Here is a 26,381-nt window from a genome sequence, read left to right as displayed (position 1 = left end):
GGTACGTGATTGTTCGATCGGCTGTCGACCTCCTCCCACGGCGGGCTACCCCGCGACTCATTAAAAAAGTGTCTCTCAATCCTTCCGTGGCGGGATCGCCACATCGATGACCTTGTTGTCGGTGTCGATGAGCAGGATCACCGCGTCCCCTTTCCTCAGGGACTCCAATTTATGACGGGTCGTTTCTCGGACCTCAAAAGGCTGTTCCGCCTGAGTTCCGGTCCGTAATGTGATCCGATTGGCAGTCAACGGAGACACGACGGTACCGTCAACCTGCTGATGCGCGCCTTTGATCGGCGACATGCCGCCGTGACGGTTGCCTGAGTCGTGGTTGTTCTGACGAGTGGACAACGCGACGTCCGCAATCTGATTGGATTCATCCAGCAAGAAAATAGCTGTGGTGCCGATCGCGATCGCAGCGACTTTACTACGCACCTGAGAGCGTATCTGATACGAGCGCTCCTCTCCGGCGGATCTGACGACTACCGTTTCCTGGCCGACCGGCAGGTTTTGCGCGATCTCGCCACGGATCACTGTGTGCGCGCTCAACTCTCCGTCCACCGGATGATAGTCCACCAGGAGATTTTGTTCGTTGAGGACCACGACGACATCGTCACCCTCTGCGAGGGCAGGGAAGCCCTTTTGGTGTGCTTGCTTCAACGGCAAGAAGCGAGGCTGGACTTCCCCGACATCGACCTTGATCTGGTCGGACGATATGGCCAGGACCTTCGCTAACACAGAACGGTTGCCTTTCAGTAATGTATCGGCATCCTCTCGAAGCTGGGCCGATCCTTCGGCCGTGCTGCCTGGTGCCGGCTGGCCCGCCATGGCGGGGGTGAGACAGAGCAGCCCCATGAGACAGGCACTCATGCCGACATATCTGCGACGTGGCTGAAATTGAATGAGTCTGTTGACCACCATAATCCCTCCTTCATGTTTTCCATAAGAACAGCGCAAGGTTGATTGCTTGGGATTGCACGCCTACGAACAGGCGCAGACACATGCTCATGTCTGCTCACGTCCGCACTATCGGAGCAGGCCGATCGCATTCGCGCGTCGCCGGGCGCCTTGACGTCGATAGTCTTCCCGGTCGGCGCTGTTTCGATTGCGATTTTCGGCAATCAGTTGGTCCACGATGTCTCCACAGGCAAAGCAGCGCCACGCTTCGACATCGTACGGCGGATGTCCGCCACCCCAATCCTGCAAACCGATCGGGAACATGAGATTGTCGCAACGTCGACAGTGCATCGTCCTACCCCGCAGTCTTGATTGTTGTGCCAAGCCCTACTCGCACCCTACAGAAGCCTCGTCCGTCGCAGCACTAGGAGGGTCCCTGGTTCTGACACTTGAATGCGCCCGGTGCCGGCTCGGTGTCCGATCCAGGGATCTGCCTAGTGGGTTCCGGGAGCCGGCGCGCCTAGAGTTCGAAACAATCAGTGACGAAGGAGGTGAGTCGTGAAGAGTTATCGAAAGGCAGCCGGAGTGTTGGCAGGAGCGGCAGTGGCGATGGGGGCAGTGATTGCGCCGTGGATGCTTGTCCACGCAGAGCGAGTTGCCGATCAGCGAGGCGGTGTCGACTCACCCATTGAGCGCGCAAAGGAAAAGGGTTTCGCCGGGGTGGATTTTTCGTATGACCTCTTCGGAGGCCCTCCCGGTCAATCGACGACTCAGCTGGCCGAGCAAGCCGTCGCGAAGGATCGCAACGACAAACCGAAAGTCATGGCGGAGCAGGCCAGACGATTACAGGAGCGGTATCGTCTCGACTGCACGACCAATTCGTCTGCCAGGATGACGAAGGGAAAACCTCAGCCGATCGGACCGACGGTGAAGTTGAAAGACGGGCTCACATGGGATGCGCTCGCCCGCATGGATGCGGAAGACATTCGCAAGCAGAAAACATTTCCGCAGGGGTTTATGCGGTTGCCCCATGTCAAACATGAAGTCGGAGGCATGGTCTTTCCTCAGGAACAGATCGAACAGTTCCCTCGACTGGAACGATTTGATGTGGACTTCGATCTCCCGGCCTGCTTTCGGCCGGAGTTTCCACCGCCCATTTTTCTTACGACACATCCCGAGCTGGGAGATGTCTCACAAGGCGAAGTGCTGAGCGCCGACAACTTTGATCGGCTCTTCCGCGGCCTGATCACGCCTGTGCAGTTGGACGGGTTGAGAATGCTGGTCACGCAGTTTCCGCAAGAGGAGTTCAATCTGACGCCGGACCGGAAGTCATTGAAGCCGAGTCTCGGCGTAGCCTGTCTAGATTGCCATGTCAATTTCCATACGACCGGCCAATTTCATCTCAACCCGGACACTCGGCCGCAGCGGGATCGGTTGCGTCTCGACACCGTCAGTCTTCGCGGGATGTTCAATCAACAAATTCACGGCTCTAAACGGAGTTTGCGATCCATCGAAGACTTTACGGAATTCGAGCAGCGGACGGCGTACTTCAACGGCGATCACATCCGCGCGGCCAAGAAGGGGATGAATATCATCGACCGCCTGCAGGTTGCGCACATGGCGCAGATCCAGAACATGATCGATTTTCCTCCCGCGCCGAAGCTTGATCCGATGACGGGACGGTTGGATCGCTCGCGAGCAGATCGCCAAGAAATTGCCGGCGAGGATCTCTTTTTCGGCAAGGCGCGCTGTGCCCAATGCCATCAACCGCCGGCGTACACGGACCACATGATGCACGACCTGTTTCTGGAACGATTCGGAGCGGAAGCCGACGGACCGATCAAGACCTTCGCGTTGAGAGGGATCAAGGATTCGCCGCCCTATTTCCATGACGGACGTTTGCCGACCTTGGAAGATACGGTCGAGTTTTTTAATGTCGTGGGTGGCCTGAAACTGAATACCGATGAAAAAGCAGCTCTGGTGGCGTTCCTGCGGGCATTGTAACGAAACGCAGGATCGACGGTAGGGGGCCGGTTGCTCCCGCGGACAAGGGGGCCGTCTGAGGGGATGTTGAACGGGAAACGAGAGGACCGCGCTGAGGAGGCATCATGGCACAGTCCGACATGACCCATCAGCCGAAGGTGTTGGCGCTCGTTCTGGCCGGCGGCAAGGGGGAGCGCCTCATGCCGCTTACCGAGGTCCGGAGCAAACCGGCCGTGCCGTTCGGGGGCAATTATCGCATCATCGACTTCGTGCTGAGCAATTTCTACAACTCCGGCATAACCGCGATCCATGTCATGGTTCAGTATCGTTCGCAATCACTGATCGAGCATCTGCGACGTGCCTGGCGGATCGGCGATGGAGATCGGCAGTTTGTGACGGTGGTGCCTCCGCAAATGAACCTTCGCCGCGGCTGGTATGAGGGCACGGCCGATGCGGTGTATCACAATTTGAATCTGATTCAAGACGCCTCGCCCGACGTCGTTGCCGTGTTCGGGGCCGACCACATTTATCGGATGGATCTCCGGCAGATGCTTCGCTTCCATCTGGATCGCCAAGCGGATGTGTCGGTGGCCGCGCTGCCTATGCCGCTGGCTTCCGCGCAGGGGTTCGGCGTCATCGAAGTCGATCGCAACGATCGGATTATCGGCTTCGAGGAAAAGCCGCCGGAGCCGAAGTCGATGCCGACGCGTCCTGATCGCGCCTTGTCGTCCATGGGCAACTATCTCTTTAATACGGATGTGTTGCTCAGAGCGCTGAGCGATGATGCCGACAGGGGTGGGACGCATGATTTCGGGCGGGATATTCTGCCGCGCCTGCTCCATGAGGAGCGGGTGATGGCCTACAACTTCCGAGACAACGAAATTCCCGGTCTGCACTATTATGAAGAGCCCGCCTATTGGCGCGATGTGGGAACGATTCCGGCCTACTGGCAGGCCAATATGGATCTCCTGGGCGAAACACCCCTGAATGACCTCCGAAATACCGAATGGCCGATTCGCGGAGAATCCTCGCGAGGGCTGCCGGCCAGTCTGGTCAACTGTTATGTGGACCACGCGCTGATCGGGGAGGGGAGTCGCGTCATCGAAGCGGACATCAGACGCTGTGTCATCGGTCGTCATGTGAAAATCGAACCTGGTGCGCAGATTGAAGACTCCGTGATTTTGGATCACACGTCTATTGGCGCGAAGGCACGGTTGCGCCGCGTGGTCATTGATCGTGGAAATGCGATTCCCGCCGGTTTCGTCTTGGGTCATGATGAGACTGTCGCGGTACCTTTCCCGGGAGTCACCGCCTCCGGCCTGACGGTGGTGCCGAAGGCGGTCTTGCCGCAGGATGTGCCGAAGCCGCGATTGTCCTCGACCTGAACCATCGCTTGAAGGTTTGAGCCGCCATGCCGCGCATTCCGCTTGCCACGTACCGCCTGCAGTTCAATCATTGCTTTACGTTTCTCGATGCCGCTCGGCTCATCCCCTACCTCCATGCCCTTGGTATCACCGATTGTTACGCCTCGTCTTTCTTGAAAGCCGTGCCAGGAAGTCTGCACGGATACGACCTGATCGATCATGGTCAGTTGAATCCGGAGCTGGGAAGCGAGACGGACTTTGCCGCGTTTGTTGCGGCCTTGAAAACCTATGACATGGGGCTGCTGGTCGATGTGGTTCCCAACCACATGGGGATTCTCAGTGCCGAAAACCGTTGGTGGTGGGACGTGTTGGAGCACGGCCCTGGCTCTCGGTATGCCTCGGCCTTCGATGTGGATTGGACCCCGTTGAAGCGAGAACTCAACGACAAAGTTCTGCTGCCTATTCTGGGAGATCAGTACGGCACGGCCCTCGAACAGCAAGATATTCGACTGGTCTGTGAGGAGGGCGGGTTTGTGGTGACATATTTCCACCATCGGCTGCCGATCGCCCCCGCGTCCTGGGCCGGAATCTTGTCGTTTCGCATCGATGATCTGGCCGGTACTGCGGGGGAGGAACATCACGCGGTCCAAGAGTTGAGGAGCATCGTGACGGCCTTGCGTCATCTGCCGCCGGCCCGCGAACGATCTATGGAAAGTATGGCAGAGCGTGACCGGGAAACACAATTGGCGAGACGTCGATTGGCGGCGCTGATGTCCGACAGTCAGGACGTGCGAGCGTATGTAGGAGCGACCGTCGAACGCTATAACGGGACGAAAGGCGCCTCCGACAGTTTCGACCATCTGGATGCGTTGCTGAATGAGCAACATTACAGGCTGGCCTCCTGGCGTGTGGCGTCCGAAGAAATCAACTACCGGCGCTTTTTCGACATCAATGAATTGGCGGCGATTCGTACCGAAGATCCGCGGATCTTTGCGGAGTCGCACCGGCTGATCTTTCGGCTCATCAAGGAGGGGGTGGCGACCGGCCTGCGCATCGATCATGTCGACGGCCTCTACGATCCCGAACACTATCTCCGACAATTACAGGACTGGGCGGCGACCGAGTTGCCGCCACAGGTCGGGGAGGATCGTCTCTCTCTCTTCATTGTCGTCGAGAAGATTCTGGGGGCGGGAGAACAGTTGCCGTGCAGTTGGCCGGTGGCGGGGACGACTGGGTATGACTTTTTGAATCTGCTGAACGGGTTGTTCGTGCGCACCGACCATGCCAAGGCGATGGAGGCCGTCTACCGGACTCTGACTGGACAGCGCCAGTCGTACGAGGAACTGGTGTACCAGGCGAAAAAACTCATCATGCGCGCGTCGATGTCCAGTGAACTCAACGTACTCGGGCATGAGTTGAATCGCTTGTCGGAACGAGATCGGCACTATCGCGATTTCACGCTCAACAGTCTGACTCATGCGGTGCGCGAAATCATCGCCTGTTTTCCGGTGTACCGATCCTATGTGACCGCGGACCGGGAGGGCGTGCTGGAGCGTGATCGCCGCTTCATTCATCAGGCCGTGGCCTGCGCCGTTCAACGCAATCCTGCGGTGAGTCGACAGGTCTTCGAGTTTGTGCGTGATCTGCTGTTGGGCTCGCTGCCGCCGTCCCAGAAGCTGACGAACGAGGAACGTGTGCGGTTTGTGACGAGGTTTCAGCAGACCACCGGCCCGGTCATGGCCAAGGGGGTCGAAGACACCGTCTGCTATCTCTACAACCGGCTGGTCTCGCTGAACGAAGTGGGTGGAGACCCAGGACGATTCGGCCGATCGCTGGAGCAGTTTCACCAGGGGATACGGGATCGCTACGCGGGGTGGCCCCATGCCATATCGACTACGTCGACCCACGATGCCAAGCGTGGCGAGGATGTTCGCGCCAGGCTGAATGTGCTCTCGGAGATGCCGGACCGGTGGAGAAAAGCTGTCGCTCGGTGGATGAGAATGAACAAACGGCATCGCACCGAATTGGAGGAGGGACCGGCCCCGGAACGCAATGTGGAATATCTGTTGTATCAGACCTTGATCGGAGCTTGGCCGGTCGGTGCGCTGGATGCGGGGCGCTATGAGGAGTTCGGCAAGCGGATTGAGCGCTACATGATCAAGGCTGTTCGAGAGGCAAAAGTGCGGACCAGTTGGGTGAACAGTCACGAAGCCTATGAGGATGCCATCACACGATTCATTCAGAAGTTGCTGGAACGCCGTTCCGGCAATCCGTTTTTGAATGAATTCCTTCCATTTCAAGGCATGGTGGCGAAGTACGGCATGTTCAACAGCCTCTCGATGGCGGTACTGAAGGTCGCGGCGCCCGGCGTTCCCGACTATTACCAGGGAACGGAGTTGTGGGACCTCAAGCTCGTGGATCCCGACAATCGTGTTCCGGTCGACTACGCCACCCGCGAGAGTATGATGGCGGAGTGCGTGCGCCTCGAACGGGCTACAGGCGAAGATCGGCTGGCCACGCTGCGGGCATGGTGTGCCTCCTGGGAAGACGGACGCATCAAGATGTTTCTGTTGAGCCAGGCGCTCCGTCATCGGCGGGCACAGGCGGACCTCTACCTGCACGGCGACTATGTGCCATTGGCTTCACAGGGACGCTTTCACTCCCACCTGTGCGCCTTTTCGCGACTGTATCAAGACCAGGCAATCGTGGCTGTTGCTCCTCGCTTTCTGGCAAGCATGGAGGCGGAACAGCAGGGCGCCTCGCCGGACAATCTCTGGCAGGACACTGCCGTCACGGTTCCATCATGGAAGCCGGGATCGGTGTATCGACACCTGTTCACCGGGGAACGGTTCGAGACTACCGGTCACGGGCAGCACCAGGTGTTGTCTGTCGGTGTGGTTCTGAGGCATTGCCCCGTAGGACTGTTGATCCGTTCTGAGCCGTAGCCTTCTGCCTGACTGCCTGAACATCGAACGTTGTGTCTGCTCCTCCCATCTCGATTGTTACTGCGAGTCCATCCCCATCCTCCGATCACCGGTATTCGTATTGCGCTCGCGCGGATCGTTTCTAGGGGCATTCCTAGCTGGCCTGGGACCGGCTGGGCGTTACTAGTAACACAAGGGGGCTGTCGTAGCCTCCATCGCTCAATCACCATGACGAGCCGACTCGTCACAGGACACAACAAGGAGGGTTCAGATGACTATTCATACAGGTCGACGGCTGTTGTCCGCCTCTGCCATCGAGGGCATGCCGGTGCAGAACCAAGCCGGCGAAGATCTCGGTGAAATTCATTCGCTGATGATCGACCTCGAAAACGGTCGTATCGCCTATGCCGTCCTGTCATTCGGAGGATTTCTTGGGCTGGGCGACAAGCTGTTCGCACTGCCGTGGGAAGCGCTCACGCTGTCCGCTGGTGGGGAATTTTTTATTCTGAACGTGGCCAGAGAGCGGCTGGAGCAGGCAGAAGGCTTCGATAAGGATCGCTGGCCCGACATGGCTGACACGGCCTGGGGCGAACGCCTTCATACCTACTATGGGTACAAGCCTTATTGGTGAAGAAGGGGCGAATGGCACAGGTACAAGAGAAACGGTCTAACCAAAGGAGTTGGGTGATGAAACGGACTATGATGATGTATGCAGGAACGATCGCGTTTGTACTGGCCGCGAGTTCACCGGGGTTTTCTCAGGACGCCACGATCGGCGACAAGCCGGACTCGACGATGGGGAAGGGGGCCGGCACAGGAACGCCGACGGAACCTCCGAAAGTCGATAAAAAAACCGATCTCACCGGTGGGCAACAGGGTGTCCCGGAAGGTTATGCCGATACTCCGGTACGGCAGGGCAAGCTGGTGGAGGCACGGGACAATAGGTTTTCCAATGCCATGGTCCACAATGCACAGGGCGAAGCCATCGGAAGAATCAAGGAGCTGTTGAAAGATACGAAAACGAATGAAATCGAATATGCGGTCTTTGTGCCCAATGACTCGAAGCGGCCGATTCCGCTCCGCTGGAGTCAATTTCAAACGAAGAACGACAAGCTCCAACTCACCTTGAACAAGGAGGACTATCAAAACATCGTGCAGATGAACAGTAGCAAGGATCAGTCTCCTGATCTGAAGGCCTATATGGATCAGATCAATCAAGTGCGGTCTGCGCCCTCCACCTCCGGAAGCTCCGGCGTGCCCGGCCAAAAGGGACCGGATGCGACCGGCTCGATGGGCGAAGAGAGCGTGGGTGGCGGCGGTATGAGCGGGACCAGCGGATTGCCGTCCGGACCAGCGCCGGGATTCGAGGGGGGCCATCCGAGCAGTAAGCGGTAACACGTGTCGCTCTCGATGATCGGATCTAACGGGCAGGCTCTCGACTGAGGGCCTGCCCGTGCTGTGAGAAGGGAGATGGAAGATCAACGTGGTTCTGAGTAAGCAAGGCGATTCGAGTCTGGAGCGTGGAGGGCATCTTCGGAGAGTGAGTGGCCAAGCAGTTGTTGGTAGACTTGGACATACTCCCGTGCCATTCGCTCCGCGGTAAAACGTGATTCAAATGACTGCCTGGAATCTGATCTGGCCAGCAACGGAACAAAATCGGTTGCAGCAAGCATCTCGTCGAAGTTCTTGCACAGCACTCCTGTGACGCCCTGCTCGATGATTTCGGAGGCAACAGCCGTTGAGGAGGCAATGACCGGTGTCCCGCAGGCCAACGATTCGATGAGCTCCACGGCGGACGATACCGTTCTGTCGTATGGAGCGATCAAGGCATAGGCATGACCGAGAAAGTCGTTTTTCTCCGAATCCGTGAGCTCGCCTACCAGTTCGATGAGAGGATGATCCAACAGCGGCTCAATGACCGTGTGATAGTACTCTATCTGAGTCGGGTCCACGGTCGCCCCGATCCGTAGCGGGATTCCGCTCCGGAGAGACAAGGCGATTGCTTGATCGAGGGCAGTGTCCGGGGCCAGTCGTCCGAGGAATGCCAGGTATCGGCCGGTCTCATACCGGGGAGAAAAGAGATCGATCGGTAGGGCAGGGTAAATGGTCCTTTGCCAGTTCGCCCAGGCCAGTGGTTCGCGTTGTGCCGTTGATACAGAGACGAGCGGCATCTCGGAAAATTTTCTGTAAACCGGCAGCAGTTCCGGAGGATCGAGACGCCCGTGCAGGGTCGTGACGACCGGTGTTCCGCAACGACGCGCAAGGGGAAACGGTAGAAAATCCAAGTGCGAGTGAATCAGATCGAAGGCTTGCGATGCCGAGAAGGCTCGTTCCATCAGTGTGATCAGCGGCGCATCAGGATTTGCGATTCCGGAGGCGAGACGCAAGGATTGAGGGCAGGATGCGACCAGGCGAGCTGAAGTCATGGAATCGCCGCTGGCAAAGAGCGTGACCTCGTGTCCTTGTCGAACCAATTCCTCGGTGAGATAGGAGATGGTCTGTTCGGTACGTCCTCCATGAAGGGGAGGAACGCTATCACGGAGCGGAGCAACCTGAGCGATTTTCATGATGACTCCTTTGGTCGGTCTGGATGAATGGGTGTCGGCCACATGATCCGGAGAAATACCTTGAGCCGCCTCCGACGAAGATTGCTGAGGTAGTGCGATCTTAAAGGGAACAGGAGAGCCGGCCGTACTAGGCGAGTCCCTAGCGGGATAGGGAATGTGTGAGCAGGAACGAGAAATGGGAAGAGTGCTCAGTGTTTGACGGCTCGGATGCCGATCAATACCTCGTAGTCTCGATCGTGATAATCGAGTTCCTCGCGACGGAGTTCGGAACTGATCAGTCCTTGAAGGCTGGCGGTCGCGGCCAAGACATTGCCGTAGGTGGAGACGCTGATGCCTGAGGGCCGAAAGGCTTCCTCAAAGAGGAGGCGGGCGGACAGGGACGTGAAACGCCAATATTCTCCCCACGTGTCCATGTCGTACCGGGAGATCTGGCTGATACCCGGAGCCAGGACCAGTACGACGCCGTTGGGTTTGAGAATACGGGCGATCGTGCCAATCGCGGCCCGCACGTCAAAAATGAACTGCAACGTGAACGTCAGAATGATGCAGTCGAAGCTGTCGGAGGGAATGTGCGGGGCATGTGTGAGATCGCCCTGAATCGTGGAGCCAGGGGAGTCAGCGTGAAAGTGGAGCACGTCGGACTTGGTGACACGGTCGCCGCCGAATTGCGTCGTGTAACGGTTGTCGCCGATTTCCAACACGTGCCCGCGGACGTCCGCACAATGGGCGGGGAAAAAATGCGATTCCGCGTAGTAACGATCGATGGGTTGACCGGCCCGCCATCCGAAGTCGCGTCGCAGGGGGTGGGTGCGACGCAACGAATGACCCCAGCGCCAATCCAGCCCAAGCCCGTTGGGTTCTCCTAAGAATGTCACTCGGACTTGCTGGTAGAGGGTGTCGCCCAACACCCTGCGCATGGTGTGCTTGAAGGGTCTGACGATTTCAGAAATGAGTCGGCTGCGGATGCTCATCTCTCTCCATGCCACGCGTTGTTGAGATAGTGCCATTGTAATGAATTCCTACAAACATTGCATGTAGTTTGTATTAGTACAGTCAGCCGTCAGCGAGGTACGGATGGCGGCGTCGGGATGGGACGACCAGGATCCTCCTGGTTAGGCTTCTCCGGATCGATGGCCATTTTAGGATCCACAACGGGAGGCGGCACCACCGCCTCAGGGTTTGGAGGAGGCAGATGGTCAGGCTGTTTGAGGATGCCTGGATCAATCTGTGACGGCGGAGCCGGCGGCGGCGGGGGGAATTGTGGGGAAGGTGGCGACGGGGTTGCCGGAGGCGTCTCCGGCCCTGGCTCGGCCGATGTCGTGTTCAGCGGGACGACAGCCATGAGAAACCCTGCTCCAACCATAGCCCGTATCAGCAGTGTCACGATAGTCCTCCCTTTTCTGGAGTGGTCACGATTACCGTCCAGCGTTTGCGGTCGCGAATGAACGAGCCAGGGACCGCACAGCGAGAAGTGCTGGCAGCTAGCTCGTTCTCCGCTTCCGCGGTGTAGCTCCAGGCATTACTTTCGCGACAGTCTGTTCAACGCGGCCGATCACTTTACCCAACACGCTTCCTATCGCTCGCCCGACCTGACGCACGTTCTGCGAAGTGGTCTTGGCGGAAGGTCGCTTCTTTTTCAAGACCGAACGGCCCTGTGTGGTTCGCCGAGAGTCTCGATCAGCGTTCTTGAGGTTCTTGCGTTCGATGACGCGTGGCGTCGGATCGATCGGATCGCGCGACCCCCGCCGGCTGGTTGATGTGGAGGGCTTACGGCTCCGAGACTTGGTGGTCACCCTTCGTTTCATAAGCAATCCTTCCGTGAGGTTCTCAGGTTCTGGGCCTCTACTCGCCGATCGGCTATGCGGGGGGATCCCACCCGTGCCGCCTCGCATACCTGCACCGTATTCTGCTCCTCCACCCTGCCGGTACTGGATATTCTCCTAGTTCTCTCCATGCCAGGGCCGGATACGTAGCGGGAGGCGATATGTTCATGGTGCCGGATTGGTATTTCGGCGTGCGCCTCTAACGGAGATGCATAAGACAGTGAGCTAGGGGGTTCACTAGGCCGCAGCCGGGGGGCAACTGTTCTATAAGGAAACAGCACCGAATAGTCAGCAAGCTCCTGTCTGGGAGGAAAGTGAGGCGCGTGAGTCGATCCCTCAAGTATCGTCGATCAGTCGTGGTGGTTTTGTTTGTCATGATCAGCCTGCTGAATTCGAACCTTCTGTTCCCCGATCGACAAGTTGGAGAGGCTTGGGGCGAGGAACCCACGCCGATCGCGGGGGAAGAGTTTCGTACGACGCTCTTCGGGGAGGAGATTTATGTGCCGCCGCGTGATCGTCGAAGCGTCACGGCCATGAGTTTTGGGATACAGGCGATTCCGAACGGGCCGAGTCAGATGGAAGCGCTGCCGTTCGGGGCGCTGTACGTGTGGAGAAATTGGGACGACGACAATCGTCGGCTTCGGGGGACGTTCTCCGGTGTGGTGAACGATGTCGATTACACCATCGGGCTGCGGGAGTATCCGAACTGGTCGTTGTTGTTCACGTGGGACAACTTCGTGCTTCCCATGGGGCGGTCGGAGTATGTCCAGGGGCAGCGCCAGAGAGGGACGGAACTGGAATGGAGTTATGCCTTCGCCGGGGCCGGGCTGGGGTATCGGTTACCGGTGCACCCGTTCCGGCAAGACAGCGCCGTGAATATTTCCGTGACCTATGAGGCCGGATACCGTTGGTTTAAGGGCACCGGTCACACGGCGTCCGACTACGGCGTGCCCAAAGATACTTATGAAGGGCGCATCCATTTTCGAATCCGCGCGGATGCCTTGAAGCGAAACCTGATGGAACTGCCGCATGAAGGGATCACGATGGGCGGCGATCTGGTACACGGCCATCGCGCCAAGTGGGATCAATGGGGCGGTGCGCCCTTCAATACGCCTGATTTCAAGAAGGAACGGACCTATATTCAAGCGAGTGCCTATGCGCTACTCGCGACGGGGCTGCCCTTCATCGAGAGTGACAAACATCGCCTGCTGACAAGTGTACATGCCGGTATTGGTAAAGATCTGGATCGGTTTTCCGCCTTCCGCCTGCCAGGACGACCCACCGGCTATGAGTGGGAGGCTATCTCCCTCCCGATGATCCACGGCGTGGCCTTCAATGAACTGTTTCCCACCCGCTATGCGGTGGCGAATCTTCAGTATCGGTACGAAGCGTTGTTCTTTTTGTATCCCTACGTCGAGGCCACCTGGGGCCTGGTTGAGCGCCCCGTGTTCACGTCCAACACCGCGGTGAAGCAGATCACGGATTCGATGCCGGCGTTAGGGGGAGGGGTGGTGACCGGTGCTCCCTGGAAATCGCAGGTCGAGCTGAACTACACGTATAACTTCGGTATCTATCGGGATCCCGGGGGTGCCCCTCCGACCAAAGGCGGCCATGGTCTCATCGTGTTTTGGTCCAAGGAGTTGTAACAGGGAGCCGGCCGCTCGCAATCACATGGAGACAGTGGTAGGATTTTTTGTCGCTCTGCTCATTTCCCCCTCTAGCCCGGAGCCATGCCATGAAACCCAGAGTCCTGATCGCTGATGACCATACACTGGTGGCGGAAGGTATCGAACGATTGCTGGAGCGCGAGTGTGACCTCTGCGGCAGAGTCGCCGACGGACGAGCCCTTGTGCAGGCCGTCGAACGCGACAAACCGGACATTGCGCTGGTGGATATCGCCCTGCCGTTGCTCAACGGATTAGATGCGTGCCGTCAAATCAAGAAGGCCGCGCCGGAGGTGAAGTTGCTCGTGCTCACCATGCATGGCGAACAGTACTTCGTCACGGAAGCGTTTCGCGCCGGCGTCTCGGGTTATGTGCTCAAGCAGTCTGTGGCGGAGGAATTGCTCTTTGCGGTCAAGGAAGTGCTGAAGGGGCGTATGTATGTGTCTCCGAGCGTCGCCGAGAATCTGGTCGAGCAGGCGCTGCACCCCAGCGCGGAGCCGCTGTCTACGGAGACGGCTGCACATGATGGACTGAGCGTGCGGCAGCGGGAAGTGCTGCAACTGATCGCCGAGGGGCAGTCGGCCAAAGAGATTGCATCGACGTTGAATGTGTCGATCAAGACGGTAGAGTTCCACAAGACGCGCATCATGAAGCAACTTGGAGTGCACAGTACGGCCGAATTGACCAAGCACGCGATTGCGATCGGGTTGATTGTGATGCCCCAGCAGCCGACCGTCCCTGAGTCGAGGGTATAGGCGTCAGGGCTGTGGCTCATCGAGGGTCGTCAGACCCTGTGACAGCGCGAACCGTGTCAGTTCGGCCGTGGTGTGAATCCCCAGGCGGCGAGTGATGTTGCCCTTGTGAAACTCCACCGCCTTCGCCGAGACCTTGAGCTCCGCCGCAATTTCTTTTGTCGAACGCCCCTTCGTCAGCAGCTGCAATACCTCCTGCTGCCGTGGCGTGAGTTTAGACGAGAACCCCTCCGGTTTGACCCACGGCGTCTCGATCGCATCCTGCACTTCCAAGGACAACTGCGGCGAAATGTAGCGGCGATTCTTCAGCGCCGCGGTCAAGGCCGACAGCAGTTCAGTCGACGCCGATTGCTTCAGCACATATCCCACGGCGCCCAGGTCGAATGCTTGGGTAATGTAGAAGGGCTCGCTCATCATCGTGACGAAGATCAACTTTGCCTGAGGCAGGGAAGCCCGAAGTTGCCGTGACACATCGAGACCGTTCAGGGTCGGCATGGAAATGTCCAGCAGGATGATGTCGGGAGCCAAGGCCGGCGCAATACGCAGCAATTCCTCGCCGTTCAACGCGGATCCGACCACTTCATACTCCGGTTCCAGTAATTGCCGATAGGCTTCCAGGACGATGCTGTGGTCGTCGGCGATCACGAGACGCGCTTTCGGCACGGACCCCTCCTTTTCGATAAGGCGTGTGGTCAACGCAGCATACCAGGCTCAGCCTAGACAATAACAGTCAGGTCTTGAACCAGTGATCTGAGATGTAGCACAGCCGTGGCCATGTTGTTCCTAGGCAATCCCCTCATTCCTTCCTCCGCCAGGGCATCACCTAGTGGGCGCGGTCTGCCGGTCATGGTAGCGTGAGCGTGAGATGGAAACCGGTCATGGTAGGCCCACCGACGAGCTATGGAGGACAGAGCATGAACAGGCCCGATCTGTATCGCGTCAAGTCCTACGATGTATTCGGATTGGCCGGTATCTCGGATGACACCCTCCACATGCACTTTGGTCTGTATGAGGGGTATGTCAAAGCCGCCAATGCGTTACGCGCTCAACTGGATGAATTCCGGCGCGACGGCACAGTCGATCAGGAAGCCATGCCGGCCTACTCCGAGCTCACCAGGCGGTTGGGGTTCGAATACAACGGGATGGTACTCCATGAGTACTATTTCGGAAACCTCCTGCGGGGCGGCGGGAATCGTCCCTCGTCGGAGTCGGTTTTTGGAAGAGCGATTGCCAGGACATTCGGCGACTATGAACGGTGGCAAGCGGATTTTTGCAGCGTCGGCATGTTGCGGGGCGTGGGGTGGGCGATCTGTAATGTCGATCCTTCGAGCGGTCTGGTGTCCAACCACTGGGTCACACTACATGAACATGGCAATGTCGCGGGCTTTCAACCGGTGCTGGTCATGGATGTGTGGGAGCATGCGTATCTACTGGATTATAAGCCGAACGAGCGCAGGCACTACATTGACTCATTTTTTCAGAATGTCGCCTGGGGTGCGGTCGAAGACCGCATGCAGGCCGGACTCTCTCCGGCCATGGCCCATCGTTAAAGGAGTACGATTATGAGACGATGCGCGTTTGTGAAATCACCCCCTCCTGCGCCACCGGATCCCGAGCCACTTCCCGACCCGGCACCTGGCCCCTTTCCGCCGGACCCGTTTCCTCCGCCGGTTCCTCCGCGCCCGACACAGCCGCCGATTCCACAATTGTGGGATGTGAGGCCCGGTGTACGGGGCGCCTCGCTGTGTTCGTTCGAATGGCACGGAACGGTCCGACGGGATTCTCGTCGATGGCCTTCGAAGACATGCAGACGAGCAGTCCTCGAGGGTCGATCGGCAAGGAGGTTGTGTATGACGACATCTGACAAGGTCGATCTCATCCGTCCTTGGATCGATCCGGAGGAACGGGTGACGGTGGATTTTCATAATGAGCGAGGGTTGAACGGAGAAGTCGTCGAATGTGACGCCCAAACCGTGACGGTGTTGCTGGAGACGGCGTTTCCGCACTATCGCCAAACTGTGACGCTCCCGCTGAGCCTGATCTCGATCGGCGAAGACAAGGGGCATTACACGCGAAATCCCGAAAGGCCGTTGCAGTATGGTCGACTGCGCCTGATCGTGCACGAGGACAGGCCTCATTTGGCGTAATGATTCGGAGGGAACAATGGTCACCAACAGGAGCAACGAAGCCGATCCTCGGAGACCCATCACCATGGAAGCGACTCGTCCTGCAGCGGGGATTTATCTGGAGTCGACACGCAACGAGCAAATGAGTCTCTTGCCGGGAGACGTCAAACAGGTCAAGGACGTGATGACCACAAACGTGACGACCGCGACCCCACGAACCAGTCTCGGGGAGGCAGCCGGCTTGATGAAGAAACTTGATGTGCCGGTCGTAGTGGTGTTTGACGGGGCACGCTTGCGAGGGATGCTCACCGCACGCGATATGGGACTCAATCAGTCCATCCGGAACGCTCCGCCGAATGCAACCATCGAACGATTCATGAATACCTCGGTTCCCTCCTGTCATGACGACGATGTGCTCACGGATGCCCTCGATGTCATGCGTGTCGCCAGGCTGGAATGGCTTCCCGTATTGGATCGCCGGCACCGTCTCGTCGGAGTGCTCTCTAAGTACACGGCCCATCTCTGATCTGCCAGGGCCCTCTTTGCCCAGGTCTAGGGACATCCCTAGTCCTCTCCTGCCACCGCCTCGCCTAAGGTGAGTCCAACAGCCATCACTGTCGCACCGTCTCTCTCACGAAAAGAGGTAGTTATGCAGATGTTGTCAGCCCCGTCGATCCCTTCTGGAGTCGTCCTGACCGTCGCCGTGTGTGCGCTGGCGTTCGGGGTGCAGTCCAAGCAACTCCTGTCCAGATTCACCGCCGTTCGCGAGGAGGGCGAACCGCTGGGGTGCGAATCTGCCTGGCCGCATCTCCGGACAGATTTCCGCATGTAACGCCTCGGCGTGATCGCGAGCACCTCGACACTGTAAGCACGTTGTGAAAGGAGCCATTATGAGTCGTACGAAAGGTCAATCATCATTCGTTCAGGACATCCAAGCCCTCAGAGAGCGCGCCCGTCAACACATCGAGGATGGGGCGCAGACGTCGGACTACCGGGCGGATCGCGATACTGTCCTCCGCCTGCTGAACGAGGCGTTGGCGACCGAAATCGTCTGCGTCCTGCGTTACCGGCGGCACTACTTCATGGCGGAAGGCATGAATGCGGAAAGCGTGAAGGCGGAATTCCTGACGCATGCCGGCGAAGAGCAGGCGCATGCCGATCAATTGGCTGAGCGCATTGTTCAACTGGGCGGTGAACCGAACCTGTCGCCGTCCGGTCTGACGGAGCGCAGCCATAGCGAGTACGTGGAAGGGGATGATCTGGAGGACATGATCAAGGAGGATTTGGTGGCTGAACGGATCGCGATCGAAAGTTACAGGGACATGATTGCCTTCGTCGGAAGCGACGACCCGACCACGCGACGCCTCTTGGAGGAAATCCTCGCTAAAGAAGAAGAACATGCTGAGGATCTGGTCAGTCTATTGAAGTAGCCACCATCCACGAGCGGCGACGCCACGGGTGTTGCCGCTCGGGACACCGAAGAGGAGACTGCATGAAGGTATGGCCAGGCCGGCCCTATCCGCTGGGGGCAACGTGGGACGGGGAGGGGGTGAACTTCTCTCTGTTTTCTGAAAACGCGACGTCGGTCGAATTATGTCTGTTTGATGGGCCTGACGCCTCCAAGGAGTCCCATCGGATTCGCGTGGAGGAACGGACCAATCAGACGTGGCATGTGTACCTGCCGGAGGGACGCCCTGGCCTCCATTATGGGTTTCGAGTAGACGGTCCGTACGATCCACAAGCGGGACACCGGTTCAATCCGGCCAAGCTGTTGATCGACCCCTATGCCAAATCCATTGCCGATACCATTCGCCTCTCGGATCGGATGTTCGGCTACCGGTTGGGCGAGGCGGATGGGGATCTGGTGCGTGATGACCGCGACAATGCCGAAGAGATGCCGAAATGTGTCGTGGTGGATCAAGCGTTCAGCTGGGGCGGCGATCATCTGCTCCGCACGCCCTGGTCCAAAACGATCATTTATGAAGTACACGTGAAGGGATTCACCGCCCGCCATCCGCAGGTGCCGGAACATTTACGCGGCACCTATGCCGGGTTATCCACGCCGGCGGTCATTGAGTACCTCCAAGAGCTGGGGGTGACGGCAGTCGAACTGTTGCCGGTACATCATGCGGTGCAGGACAAACACCTTACGGATCAGGGGCTGACGAATTACTGGGGGTACAACACGATCGGATTTTTCGCGCCCGACATGCGCTACGCCGCCAGTCCGGTGCGCGGGCGGCATGTGCGGGAGTTCAAGACCATGGTGAAAACCCTGCACAGCGCCGGGATCGAGGTGATTCTTGACGTGGTCTACAACCATACGGCCGAGGGCAACCACCTGGGGCCGACGCTCTCGTTTCGCGGCATCGACAATGCGGCCTACTACCGGCTGATGGCCGACGACCCTCGCTACTACATGGACTACACCGGTTGTGGAAACAGTCTGAATGTCCGGCACCCGCGAACCTTGCAGTTGATTATGGACAGTCTGCGCTACTGGGTCCTGGACATGCATGTGGACGGGTTCCGGTTCGACCTAGCTTCCACCCTGGCCAGAGAACTGCACGAAGTGGATCGTCTCAGCGCGTTTTTCGACATCATCCATCAGGACCCCATCTTGTCTCAGGTCAAGCTGATCGCAGAGCCCTGGGATCTCGGGGCGGGGGGATATCAGGTCGGCAATTTCCCGGTCGGCTGGGCGGAATGGAACGGCAAGTACCGCGATGCGATTCGCCGCTACTGGAAGGGGGACGGCGGGCAAGTCGCGGAGTTGGCCTACCGGCTGTCCGGCAGCAGCGATCTGTATGAAACGAGCGGGCGCCGCCCGTTTGCCAGCATTAACTTCATCACGGCGCATGACGGATTCAGCTTGCAGGATCTCGTCTCGTACAACGAGAAACATAACGAGGCGAACGGCGAGGGCAATCAGGATGGCCACAACGACAACCTCAGCTGGAATTGCGGGACCGAAGGCCAGACTGATGACCCGGCCATTCTCGATTTGCGTCTCCGGCAGAAGCGAAACATGCTGACGACCCTGTTGCTGTCTCAAGGGGTGCCGATGTTGTGCGGGGGAGATGAAATCGGCCGGACTCAGCAGGGGAATAATAATGCCTATTGCCAGGACAACGAATTGAGCTGGCACGACTGGGATCTGACGGCCGAAGATCGCGTCCTCCTCGGATTCGTCCGGCAATTGATTGCGCTCCGTCAGCAGCATCCGGTCTTCCGTCGCCGCCGCTTCTTTCAGGGGCGGCAAATCCATGGGTCGGAAATCAAGGACATTGTGTGGTTGCGTCCGGACGGCCAGGAGATGGATGAAGCGGATTGGAGTCAGGGATACCTCCGGGCGTTGGGCATCGTGTTGGCCGGTGATGCCATCGAGGAAACGGACGCACGCGGCAATCGGATCGTCGACGACACGTTCCTGCTGCTCCTTAATGCGCACCATGAGGCGATTCCCTTCCTGTTGCCTTCCCCCGACGGCAATGCTTCCTGGAGCGTGGTCCTCAATACCCATGTGGGTGGAATTGCGCATCCGGCTTCCACCGTGACAAGCGGCGAACCCTTCACCATCGAACCCCGATCCATGGCCCTGCTCTGCCGGCCCTTCACCATTTCGTCCTGATCGAATACAGATCTCCTTCGTCGACCTCCCGTAGTAGAGGTGGTCTGATTATCCCCATGAGCTTTCACGCATGGGGAGGGCTGCTCGCATCACGAATGCGTACGTAGTGCAGAGTATTAGGGGCGAGTGCTCTGAAAACTAGGGGTATGTCCAGGCGTGCTTCGAGGTGTTCGGCGGTATACGTAGCCCATACACAACGGGAGGCAGGCATGAAGATCCGCACAGCCAATGGAATCAAGTCGAAGGTGGTGGTCTCCGTCGGTGACGAGCAGGGCGATGCGACCATCGTTCTGTACCGCGGCGGCAGAACCGGCCTGGCATTTCGATCTCCAGCGCATCGGATTTTAAAGGACGCCGCCCGAACGCGTCGTACGGGTGAAGCCATGCTCTCGGTGGCATCGGCATCCGCGGCGATATCATCTCAACAGGGAGGTTCTCAATGAATACCGATCAGTTCAAGGGGAAGTGGGTGCAGTTCAAGGGGGAGGTCAAGAAGCAGTGGGGGAAATTCACGGACGATGACCTGATGCAGATCGAAGGCGACTACGACAAATTCGTCGGCCGTGTACAGGAACGGTATGGAGAGAAGAAGGAAGAAGTCGTCCGCTGGGCCGACGATTGGTACCGGCAGCAAGGTCAACCGAGCCCCGGGCAGCGTGAAGCGCAGCGTCCTCGATAACGCATGGGGCCTGACGAATCTCTGTCCTCAATGAAAGGAGTACCGACGATGAAAAAGGTGATGGCGATTGCACTGATGTCCGCGCTGTTGACGAGTCCCGCCTGGGCATTGTTTGAAACCAATAAACAGTTGGCGGCTACTGCCAGCGTGACCTTGGAGGATGCCGTCAGGCATGCATTGAAGGCCGTTCCAGGGAAGGCGGTGGAGGCTGAAATCGGCAAAGAGGACGGCCGGACGGTCTATGAAGTGGAGATCATTGACATCAACAACAAGACCCAGAAGGTCTATGTCGATGCGCAGAGCGGTCAGACCAAAATCGACCGGTAACGCATGATCCGGCGTGCCGCCCCAAGAGGGGGCGGCGCGTCGAACGCCGAAATCGAGAGGATGGCACCATGACGCGACGACCAAGACTGCTGACGCTGACGCTGGTGGGTCTGGCCCTGGCGACGGGAGCGGAGACGGTCCAGGCGGTGAACGGATCAGTTCGGGCTTCTGCCGGGGCTGCCACGGCCGTGGTGAATCAGGATCAATTCGAAGGGAAATGGAAACAGTTTAAAGGTGAACTGAAGAAGCAGTGGGGAGAGTTCACGGACGACGATCTGTTGGCCATCGAAGGCAGTGTCGACAAGCTTGAGGGCAAGATACAAGAGCGCTATGGCGACCGTCGGGAAGAGGTCAAGCGGTGGGTCGACGAGTGGTTCGATCACCATGGGACGCGTCCGCGCGAGTCCTAATGACGACACAGGCGGCATATTCATTCAGAAGGAGTCATACATGAAACGATTGGTTCTCCCTGTAGTGATGACGCTGGGAATTGCGTTGACGGCTTGGGGGCTGGTGCTGCCGGCTGTGGCCACGGCAGCCGATGAAAAGAATCTGTTCGACCAGATCGATATCGGGTTGTTATCGGTTGGTGGACGCGCCACGTACGTCGATCCGAAAGACGGTTCAAGCCGGTGGTTCGGGGGAGGACAGGTCCGATTGCACCCTTCCCGCTACTTTGCCTTCGAAGGGTCGGTCGATTACCGCCGAAATGACATCGGCGACACCCGTGTCCACACCTATCCGGTGCAGGTCTCCGCGCTCATTTATCCGCTCGGCACCACGAGGCTGGCCCCGTTCCTGCTCGGCGGAGGCGGTTGGTATTACACGACGGTCAAGGGCCCGGGTGGGTTCGATGATACGCAAAATCGATTCGGCGCCCATGCCGGCGGCGGCTTGCAGTTCTTCTTCAGCAAACATGTATCGATCGACAGTACGTATCGATACATCTGGTTGGAGAAAATCGAATCACGTGACCAGAACATCGTGGACAAAAAGTTCCAAGACAACGGGCATATGGTCACGGTTGGCCTCAACTTCCATTTTTAGGCGTCGTGACTTGTGAAGCGATGCACGAGGAGGCATTCGAAAAATGGAAGTTCCGGCCCTGGGCGCATGCATCAGCGATGCGCGGTCGCGCTCTGGGTAATGATAGGGGTCTTGTCCGGGATATGGGGTGGTCCTGCCTATGCGGGGCAGGATGAGTACATTGCCGGCTATGCGGCCTCCATGCTGGAACATGAGTTTCATCTCTCGGCGGCAGTCATCGAAGTCGAGGGGGGAATGGTGGACGTGTATGTTCCGCGTCTCGGTGCGGAGGATCCCGAAAAAATTCTCTCTTCCCTCCGCGCCATTCCTGGAGTCACGGGGGCGCACGTGCATACCGGCCAGGAGGCAGCCAAGAGTGCCAAGGCGGGGGCCGTACGAGCGGTGACACCAGAATCTCACTCGAAGTTTCTCCCGCGTGGTCTCCTGGTGGAGCCCCTGCATGCAGATCCCCGATGGCCGCACTTCGGCGCCGCCTATCACGCCCTTTCATCAGGGCGTGAGTTCGCCAGCGCGTTCGGTGAATCGTTTGCAGTCTATCGTAATGCGGCGCCGTTCAAGGGAGAGTGGGAGCTGGGCATTCAGGCGGGAGTATTTGGCGTATTTGACACCGAGCGACGTTCGATCGACCTCATCAATGCCGATTACACCATCGGGGTCGTCGCCAGTTATCGGGCAGATCGACTCTCCGGTTTCGTGCGCATTCGGCACCAGAGTTCGCATTTGGGGGATGAGTTCATTCTCAACAATCCGCAGGTCATGCGTGTCAATCTCAGTTACGAAGAGATCGATCTGAAACTCTCCTATGATCTGACGAGTTGGATGAGGTGGTATGGAGGCGTGGGAACCCTCGTGAGGAAAGATCCTCGGACGCTCGGACGTGAGACCACGCAGGCTGGAGTCGAACTCAAGAGTCCGTGGCTTTTGGCAGGAGGCACGATCAGACCGGTGGCCTATGCGGACTTTCAAGCCAATGCGCGTGCTAATTGGGCGGTCAGCCGGTCGATCATGGCAGGGTTGCAGTTTGAAAATGCCAGGATCGGCGACAGAAAACTGCAAGTGTTAGGGGAGTATTTCTCAGGACCGAGTCCGGACGGCCAGTTATTCTCCAAACGTGTCGAATGGGTCGGCCTGGGCGTGCATCTGTGGTTTTAAGCGGATCGACGCTGATTCGGCAGGGAGAACAATGGTGACGTATGTGGCGTCTCGTCGGCTTGTGGGCGCTCGCCGTGCCGGTCGTCGTGGTGTTGCTGCTCTGGTTGTTCGGAATTGGGAAACCTTGAATCACGAAAGGAGCCTGTGATGTCGAAGGAGGCGAGTGCCGGAAAATCCTGTGCCCATCCTCGTTGCGCCTGCCAGGCTGAAAAGGGCAAGGAGTTTTGCTCGGACGCCTGTCGGAACGCAACCGTGCCGACCGGCGGCTGCCGCTGTGGACACGATGCTTGTTGGAGTCACACGGCAGACCAGTTCGTCATCGTAGATCCCATGGTCAACCGTTCATCATCGAAAGGGGTGTCATCATGTTGAGCTGGGCAGTTACATTCCTCGTCATCGGGTTAATCGCCGGCGTGTTGGGTGTCTCGGGGGTTGCCGGCACGGCCACTCACATCGCCTATGTGCTGTTCGTCGTGTTCCTGATTCTTGCCGCAATCGGTATGGTCATGGGGAAACGTCCTCCGGTGGCCTGATGGAGGGGGCACGTCTTTATCGGCCGGCGCGCACCGTGCTCACGATCGCCTCGTACAACTGGACGGCGGCGCGTTCTTTGGTCACAAAGACCGCCGCCCCGGCGTTGAGCATCGCTTCTTCGATGTGGCGTTCATTCTGCACCGACAGCCCGATGATCACGATGTCCGGATGAGTGGACATGATCCGGCGCGTGGCCTCAATGCCATCAACCCTTGGCATGTTGATGTCCATCACGACCACGTCGGGCTGTAGGGTCGTGGCCAGACTAATCGCGGCTTCACCATCACCGGCCTCTCCAATCACCTCCAGGTCCTCGTAACTATCCAGCACACTGCGCAAGCCTTGTCGAACCATCGCATGATCGTCCACGAGTAACACGCGCAGCCGTTGAGAGGGACCCATGCGTGTCCTCGACTGTTGGACGGCCGCTGCCGAGGCGGTGAGTGCTGAGTGAGGGGAGGTGTCGATCGGTACCGTGATGGTCACCGTGGTCCCGCGCCCTACACCCGAGATCAGACTCAAATGTCCGCCGATGGCTTCCACGCGCTCCTGGACGTTAAAGAGCCCGAACTGTCCGGGATGGTCACGATCGGTTTCCAGCAGCTGGTCGGGGTTGAAACCCTGTCCATGATCGGTGACGGTAACCGCGGCCCATTTCTCGGGGTTCTCTGACAGTGTGATTTCAGCCTCGCCGGTGCCGGCATGTTTGACCACATTAAACAAGAGCTCTCGAACGCTCTGGTAGAGAATGACCGCGCCCTCCTCGGCCATGGGCAAGCGCTCGACCTCGGAGCGGATGGTGACGACGAGTCCGTGGGTCTTCATTTGCCCGGCCAGCCATTTGAGCGCGGCAGGCAAGCCGAATTGGTACAGGATCTGCGGACTCAATTCCGCCACCAGCGAGCGCGTATAGTTGAGCGATTGGGTGAGCACGTCGTCCGTTTCACCCAAGAGTTGTTGCGCCTTCTGGTCTTTGACTTGGGGCCTGGCTTGGCTCAGTTTCATCCGTCCCACGACCAACAATTGGGCCAGATAGTCGTGAAGCTCCGTGGCGAGCCGGCGGCGCTCCTGTTGTTCCGTCATGCTCAGATCCGATGCCAGGGCGCGCAAGCGGGATTGCGAACGCTGCAGCGCTTGTGTCCGCTCGTCGACCCGCTTTTCCAACTCAACGGTCCATTGCTGTAATTGTTCTTCGGCATGTTTCCGATCAGTGATATCGAGCGCCGCGCCGAGATAGCCGGTCAGCACCCCCGACTCTGTCAGGAGCGGCACGCCGCGATCCAACATCCATCCGTACATTCCGTCATGCCGTCGCAAGCGATACTCCAGTTCAAACGGTTCATGACGGGAGCAGTGGTCGTGATACAGCTGCACAGCCATGGCGCGATCATCCGGATGAATGTCGGCCATGCGGCCGTCCCCCAATTGCTCCTCAAGCGTGCGTCCGGTGTAGTCCAGCCAGGACCGATTCAGCCAGGTGCACAGTCGATCGGGGCCGGCCATCCAGACGAGCACGGGCGTGGCGTCGGCCAGCAGGCGAAAATGGGCCTCGCTTTCGCGAAGTGCTGCTTCGGCGCGCTTGCGTTCGGTGATGTCGAACATCACGCCGGTGATCTGCCGGGGGTGGCCTTCGGCATCGGGGAGGACTTGGCCGGTAATCGCAATCCAGGCCTCGATAGGCGGGGTTTGACGCAGAACGCGGCATTCCAGGGCGTAGGAGCCGCGATTGAGGACCGCTTCCTCAATTGCCGCTTGCACGCGTCCCCAGTCATCCGGGTGGATCAATCGACCAAATGAGGTCAGTGTTCCGCCGAAGCTCATGGCCGACACGCCGAGCATCACTTCTAATTCGGGGGACAATGCGAGTGTCTGATTGTCGAGGTCCTGATGGAACGTCCCCATCCGGCCGGCTCTCAAAGCCAGGCGATGCCGGGCCTCACGCTGCTGAAGAATCTGCAAGATATGCTTTTTCTGGCCGTCGGTCTTGTTCAGGCTCCCGGCCAACACCCAGAGCGAGGCCAGCATAATCACCATCACCGCGGCCACGGCCAGCGCAACTCCGAAATTGAAGTCGTAAGAGCCGGAGCGCTGCGCGGTAATGCGGATCCACCCGGCAAGGATCGGCAGGCCAATTGCGAAGGGCAGCATACGTCGCAGCATCACCCCGCCGAGATCGTCGGACACCAGCGTGGCCATAAACCCCCTCGCCGGCCTCGCGGCAAGAATGCCGAGGCCGATCAGGAACAGCAGCGTAGCGCTGTACAGCGACATGGTCGAGAAGCTGCCCACCTGGTAGAGCGAGCGGACTCCGTAGAAGTAACCGACGAGGGCGATGCCGCCCATGGTCTTGCCGGCCAGGGCCGCATATTGGGCGGGGTAGTGCCCATTCGACAATGGCTGATCTATGGTGAGCAGCGCGAGGGACAGCAGAAATGTCACGCCGGCGGTAAGCGGTGCCATGCGTCCCGGGTGTGCCGCCGCGTCGATGTCGGCATCGTGCATCAACCAAAGATCGATGCCGATGTTCGCATTGAACAGGTATTCGGCCAGCGTGAGCCCGGCCAACAGGCAGGCGACGGCAGCGGCAGCCTGGGCGCATCGCCGTCGGACTGTCGTCACCGCGGCTTCCTCCGCCAGCAGCCACAGAGACAATCCGCAGAAGAGGACCGACAAGACCGTGACAGGCTTGATGGTACGGAAGGAAGGATGAAGCGTGGACAACCAGGAGGGATCATAGGCCCAGGACAGCAGCGTGGCGAGCGGCCAGATCATGGCGGCCAGTGCCGCGAAGCGAGTGACCCACGGCAGTGAGGACAGGGCTGGAGTCATGAGGACGGCTCACGGTCGGTGATGCGGATGCGGAGCGATGCGTTGTTCGGCGGAACCGACTGCCCGCTGCGCCGCGATGTCC

27 protein-coding genes are annotated in these 26,381 nt (G+C 58.7%); 20 read left to right on the top strand and 7 right to left on the bottom strand.

The window, feature by feature from the left end; genetic code table 11:
• Positions 1-75: 75 nt before the first annotated feature.
• Together KJA79_RS08375 and KJA79_RS08370 are read right to left on the bottom strand one after the other, a co-directional pair.
• Positions 76-921 carry a hypothetical protein gene (locus tag KJA79_RS08375; RefSeq protein ID WP_213041584.1) on the bottom strand — a complete coding sequence of 282 codons (846 nt, stop codon included), beginning with the start codon at positions 919-921 and terminating at the stop codon, positions 76-78.
• A 105-nt stretch (positions 922-1,026) separates the two neighbouring features.
• On the bottom strand, positions 1,027-1,248 hold the full coding sequence (locus KJA79_RS08370; RefSeq protein WP_213041583.1) for a hypothetical protein: 222 nt from the start codon (positions 1,246-1,248) through the stop codon (positions 1,027-1,029).
• A gap of 282 nt (positions 1,249-1,530) precedes the next feature.
• On the opposite strand from KJA79_RS08370, the gene KJA79_RS08365 reads away from it, so the two are divergent.
• From KJA79_RS08365 to KJA79_RS08345, 5 genes are all read left to right on the top strand, one after another.
• Positions 1,531-2,901 (top strand): cytochrome B6, encoded by a 1,371-nt coding sequence (locus KJA79_RS08365; RefSeq protein WP_425518107.1) that lies wholly within the window; start codon positions 1,531-1,533, stop codon positions 2,899-2,901.
• A 104-nt stretch (positions 2,902-3,005) separates the two neighbouring features.
• A complete protein-coding gene (gene glgC, locus KJA79_RS08360) occupies positions 3,006-4,265 on the top strand; it encodes a glucose-1-phosphate adenylyltransferase (protein ID WP_213041581.1) in 1,260 nt (419 codons plus the stop codon).
• 26 nt (positions 4,266-4,291) lie between these two features.
• On the top strand, positions 4,292-7,189 hold the full coding sequence (gene treY, locus KJA79_RS08355; protein WP_213041580.1) for a malto-oligosyltrehalose synthase: 2,898 nt from the start codon (positions 4,292-4,294) through the stop codon (positions 7,187-7,189).
• Positions 7,190-7,439: 250 nt separating this feature from the next.
• Positions 7,440-7,799, top strand: coding sequence for a PRC-barrel domain-containing protein (locus KJA79_RS08350; protein WP_213041579.1), 360 nt, complete (start codon positions 7,440-7,442; stop codon positions 7,797-7,799).
• A gap of 56 nt (positions 7,800-7,855) precedes the next feature.
• Positions 7,856-8,563: a PRC-barrel domain-containing protein gene (locus KJA79_RS08345; protein WP_213041578.1), complete on the top strand. Its 708-nt coding sequence runs from the start codon at positions 7,856-7,858 to the stop codon at positions 8,561-8,563.
• A gap of 83 nt (positions 8,564-8,646) precedes the next feature.
• Here the strand turns inward: KJA79_RS08345 and KJA79_RS08340 are convergent, their stop codons facing one another.
• From KJA79_RS08340 to KJA79_RS08330, 3 genes are all read right to left on the bottom strand, one after another.
• Positions 8,647-9,735 carry a glycosyltransferase family 4 protein gene (locus KJA79_RS08340; RefSeq protein WP_213041577.1) on the bottom strand — a complete coding sequence of 363 codons (1,089 nt, stop codon included), beginning with the start codon at positions 9,733-9,735 and terminating at the stop codon, positions 8,647-8,649.
• A gap of 188 nt (positions 9,736-9,923) precedes the next feature.
• A complete protein-coding gene (locus KJA79_RS08335; RefSeq protein WP_213041576.1) occupies positions 9,924-10,706 on the bottom strand; it encodes a class I SAM-dependent methyltransferase in 783 nt (260 codons plus the stop codon).
• An 89-nt stretch (positions 10,707-10,795) separates the two neighbouring features.
• Entirely contained in the window at positions 10,796-11,119 is a 324-nt protein-coding gene (locus KJA79_RS08330) for a hypothetical protein (RefSeq protein WP_213041575.1), read from the bottom strand.
• Positions 11,120-11,881: 762 nt separating this feature from the next.
• Here KJA79_RS08330 and KJA79_RS08325 point away from each other — a divergent pair.
• Positions 11,882-13,204, top strand: coding sequence for a hypothetical protein (locus KJA79_RS08325; protein WP_213041574.1), 1,323 nt, complete (start codon positions 11,882-11,884; stop codon positions 13,202-13,204).
• Positions 13,205-13,293: 89 nt separating this feature from the next.
• Entirely contained in the window at positions 13,294-13,977 is a 684-nt protein-coding gene (locus tag KJA79_RS08320) for a response regulator (protein WP_213041573.1), read from the top strand.
• A 3-nt stretch (positions 13,978-13,980) separates the two neighbouring features.
• Here the strand turns inward: KJA79_RS08320 and KJA79_RS08315 are convergent, their stop codons facing one another.
• Complete coding sequence (locus KJA79_RS08315; protein WP_213041572.1) at positions 13,981-14,637, bottom strand: response regulator; 657 nt, start codon at positions 14,635-14,637, stop codon at positions 13,981-13,983.
• A gap of 251 nt (positions 14,638-14,888) precedes the next feature.
• Here KJA79_RS08315 and KJA79_RS08310 point away from each other — a divergent pair, with 251 nt between their 5' ends.
• From KJA79_RS08310 to KJA79_RS08250, 13 genes are all read left to right on the top strand, one after another.
• Entirely contained in the window at positions 14,889-15,524 is a 636-nt protein-coding gene (locus KJA79_RS08310) for a superoxide dismutase (protein ID WP_213041571.1), read from the top strand.
• A gap of 300 nt (positions 15,525-15,824) precedes the next feature.
• Complete coding sequence (locus tag KJA79_RS08305) at positions 15,825-16,121, top strand: hypothetical protein (RefSeq protein ID WP_213041570.1); 297 nt, start codon at positions 15,825-15,827, stop codon at positions 16,119-16,121.
• Positions 16,122-16,185: 64 nt separating this feature from the next.
• Positions 16,186-16,626, top strand: a complete 441-nt coding sequence (locus KJA79_RS08300) for a CBS domain-containing protein (RefSeq protein WP_213041569.1) — start codon at positions 16,186-16,188, stop codon at positions 16,624-16,626.
• 123 nt (positions 16,627-16,749) lie between these two features.
• Entirely contained in the window at positions 16,750-16,932 is a 183-nt protein-coding gene (locus KJA79_RS08295; protein ID WP_213041568.1) for a hypothetical protein, read from the top strand.
• Between the two features lie 58 nt (positions 16,933-16,990).
• A complete protein-coding gene (locus KJA79_RS08290) occupies positions 16,991-17,530 on the top strand; it encodes a ferritin-like domain-containing protein (protein WP_213041567.1) in 540 nt (179 codons plus the stop codon).
• A 62-nt stretch (positions 17,531-17,592) separates the two neighbouring features.
• On the top strand, positions 17,593-19,731 hold the full coding sequence (glgX, locus tag KJA79_RS08285) for a glycogen debranching protein GlgX (protein ID WP_213041566.1): 2,139 nt from the start codon (positions 17,593-17,595) through the stop codon (positions 19,729-19,731).
• A 209-nt stretch (positions 19,732-19,940) separates the two neighbouring features.
• On the top strand, positions 19,941-20,174 hold the full coding sequence (locus tag KJA79_RS08280) for a hypothetical protein (RefSeq protein WP_213041565.1): 234 nt from the start codon (positions 19,941-19,943) through the stop codon (positions 20,172-20,174).
• Positions 20,171-20,410, top strand: coding sequence for a CsbD family protein (locus KJA79_RS08275; protein ID WP_213041564.1), 240 nt, complete (start codon positions 20,171-20,173; stop codon positions 20,408-20,410). Before KJA79_RS08280 ends, KJA79_RS08275 begins: the two co-directional genes overlap by 4 nt.
• 48 nt (positions 20,411-20,458) lie before the next feature.
• Positions 20,459-20,737: a PepSY domain-containing protein gene (locus KJA79_RS08270; RefSeq protein ID WP_213041563.1), complete on the top strand. Its 279-nt coding sequence runs from the start codon at positions 20,459-20,461 to the stop codon at positions 20,735-20,737.
• Between the two features lie 68 nt (positions 20,738-20,805).
• Complete coding sequence (locus KJA79_RS23310; protein WP_246507519.1) at positions 20,806-21,147, top strand: CsbD family protein; 342 nt, start codon at positions 20,806-20,808, stop codon at positions 21,145-21,147.
• 40 nt (positions 21,148-21,187) lie between these two features.
• Positions 21,188-21,784 (top strand): outer membrane protein, encoded by a 597-nt coding sequence (locus tag KJA79_RS08260; RefSeq protein WP_213041562.1) that lies wholly within the window; start codon positions 21,188-21,190, stop codon positions 21,782-21,784.
• A 66-nt stretch (positions 21,785-21,850) separates the two neighbouring features.
• The gene (locus tag KJA79_RS08255; protein WP_213041561.1) at positions 21,851-22,936 is read left to right on the top strand and encodes a DUF1207 domain-containing protein; all 1,086 of its coding nucleotides are present in this window, start codon (positions 21,851-21,853) and stop codon (positions 22,934-22,936) included.
• A 365-nt stretch (positions 22,937-23,301) separates the two neighbouring features.
• On the top strand, positions 23,302-23,469 hold the full coding sequence (locus KJA79_RS08250; RefSeq protein ID WP_213041560.1) for a DUF1328 domain-containing protein: 168 nt from the start codon (positions 23,302-23,304) through the stop codon (positions 23,467-23,469).
• Positions 23,470-23,485: 16 nt separating this feature from the next.
• Here the strand turns inward: KJA79_RS08250 and KJA79_RS08245 are convergent, their stop codons facing one another.
• Entirely contained in the window at positions 23,486-26,299 is a 2,814-nt protein-coding gene (locus KJA79_RS08245) for a PAS domain S-box protein (RefSeq protein ID WP_213041559.1), read from the bottom strand.
• Between the last annotated feature and the right edge of the window lie 82 nt (positions 26,300-26,381).

The organism is Nitrospira defluvii (assembly GCF_905220995.1).
Classification (GTDB): Bacteria; Nitrospirota; Nitrospiria; order Nitrospirales; family Nitrospiraceae; genus Nitrospira_A; species Nitrospira_A defluvii_C.
The sequence above is the reverse complement of the archived record's forward strand: the minus strand, read 5'-3'. Positions and strand labels throughout refer to the sequence as shown.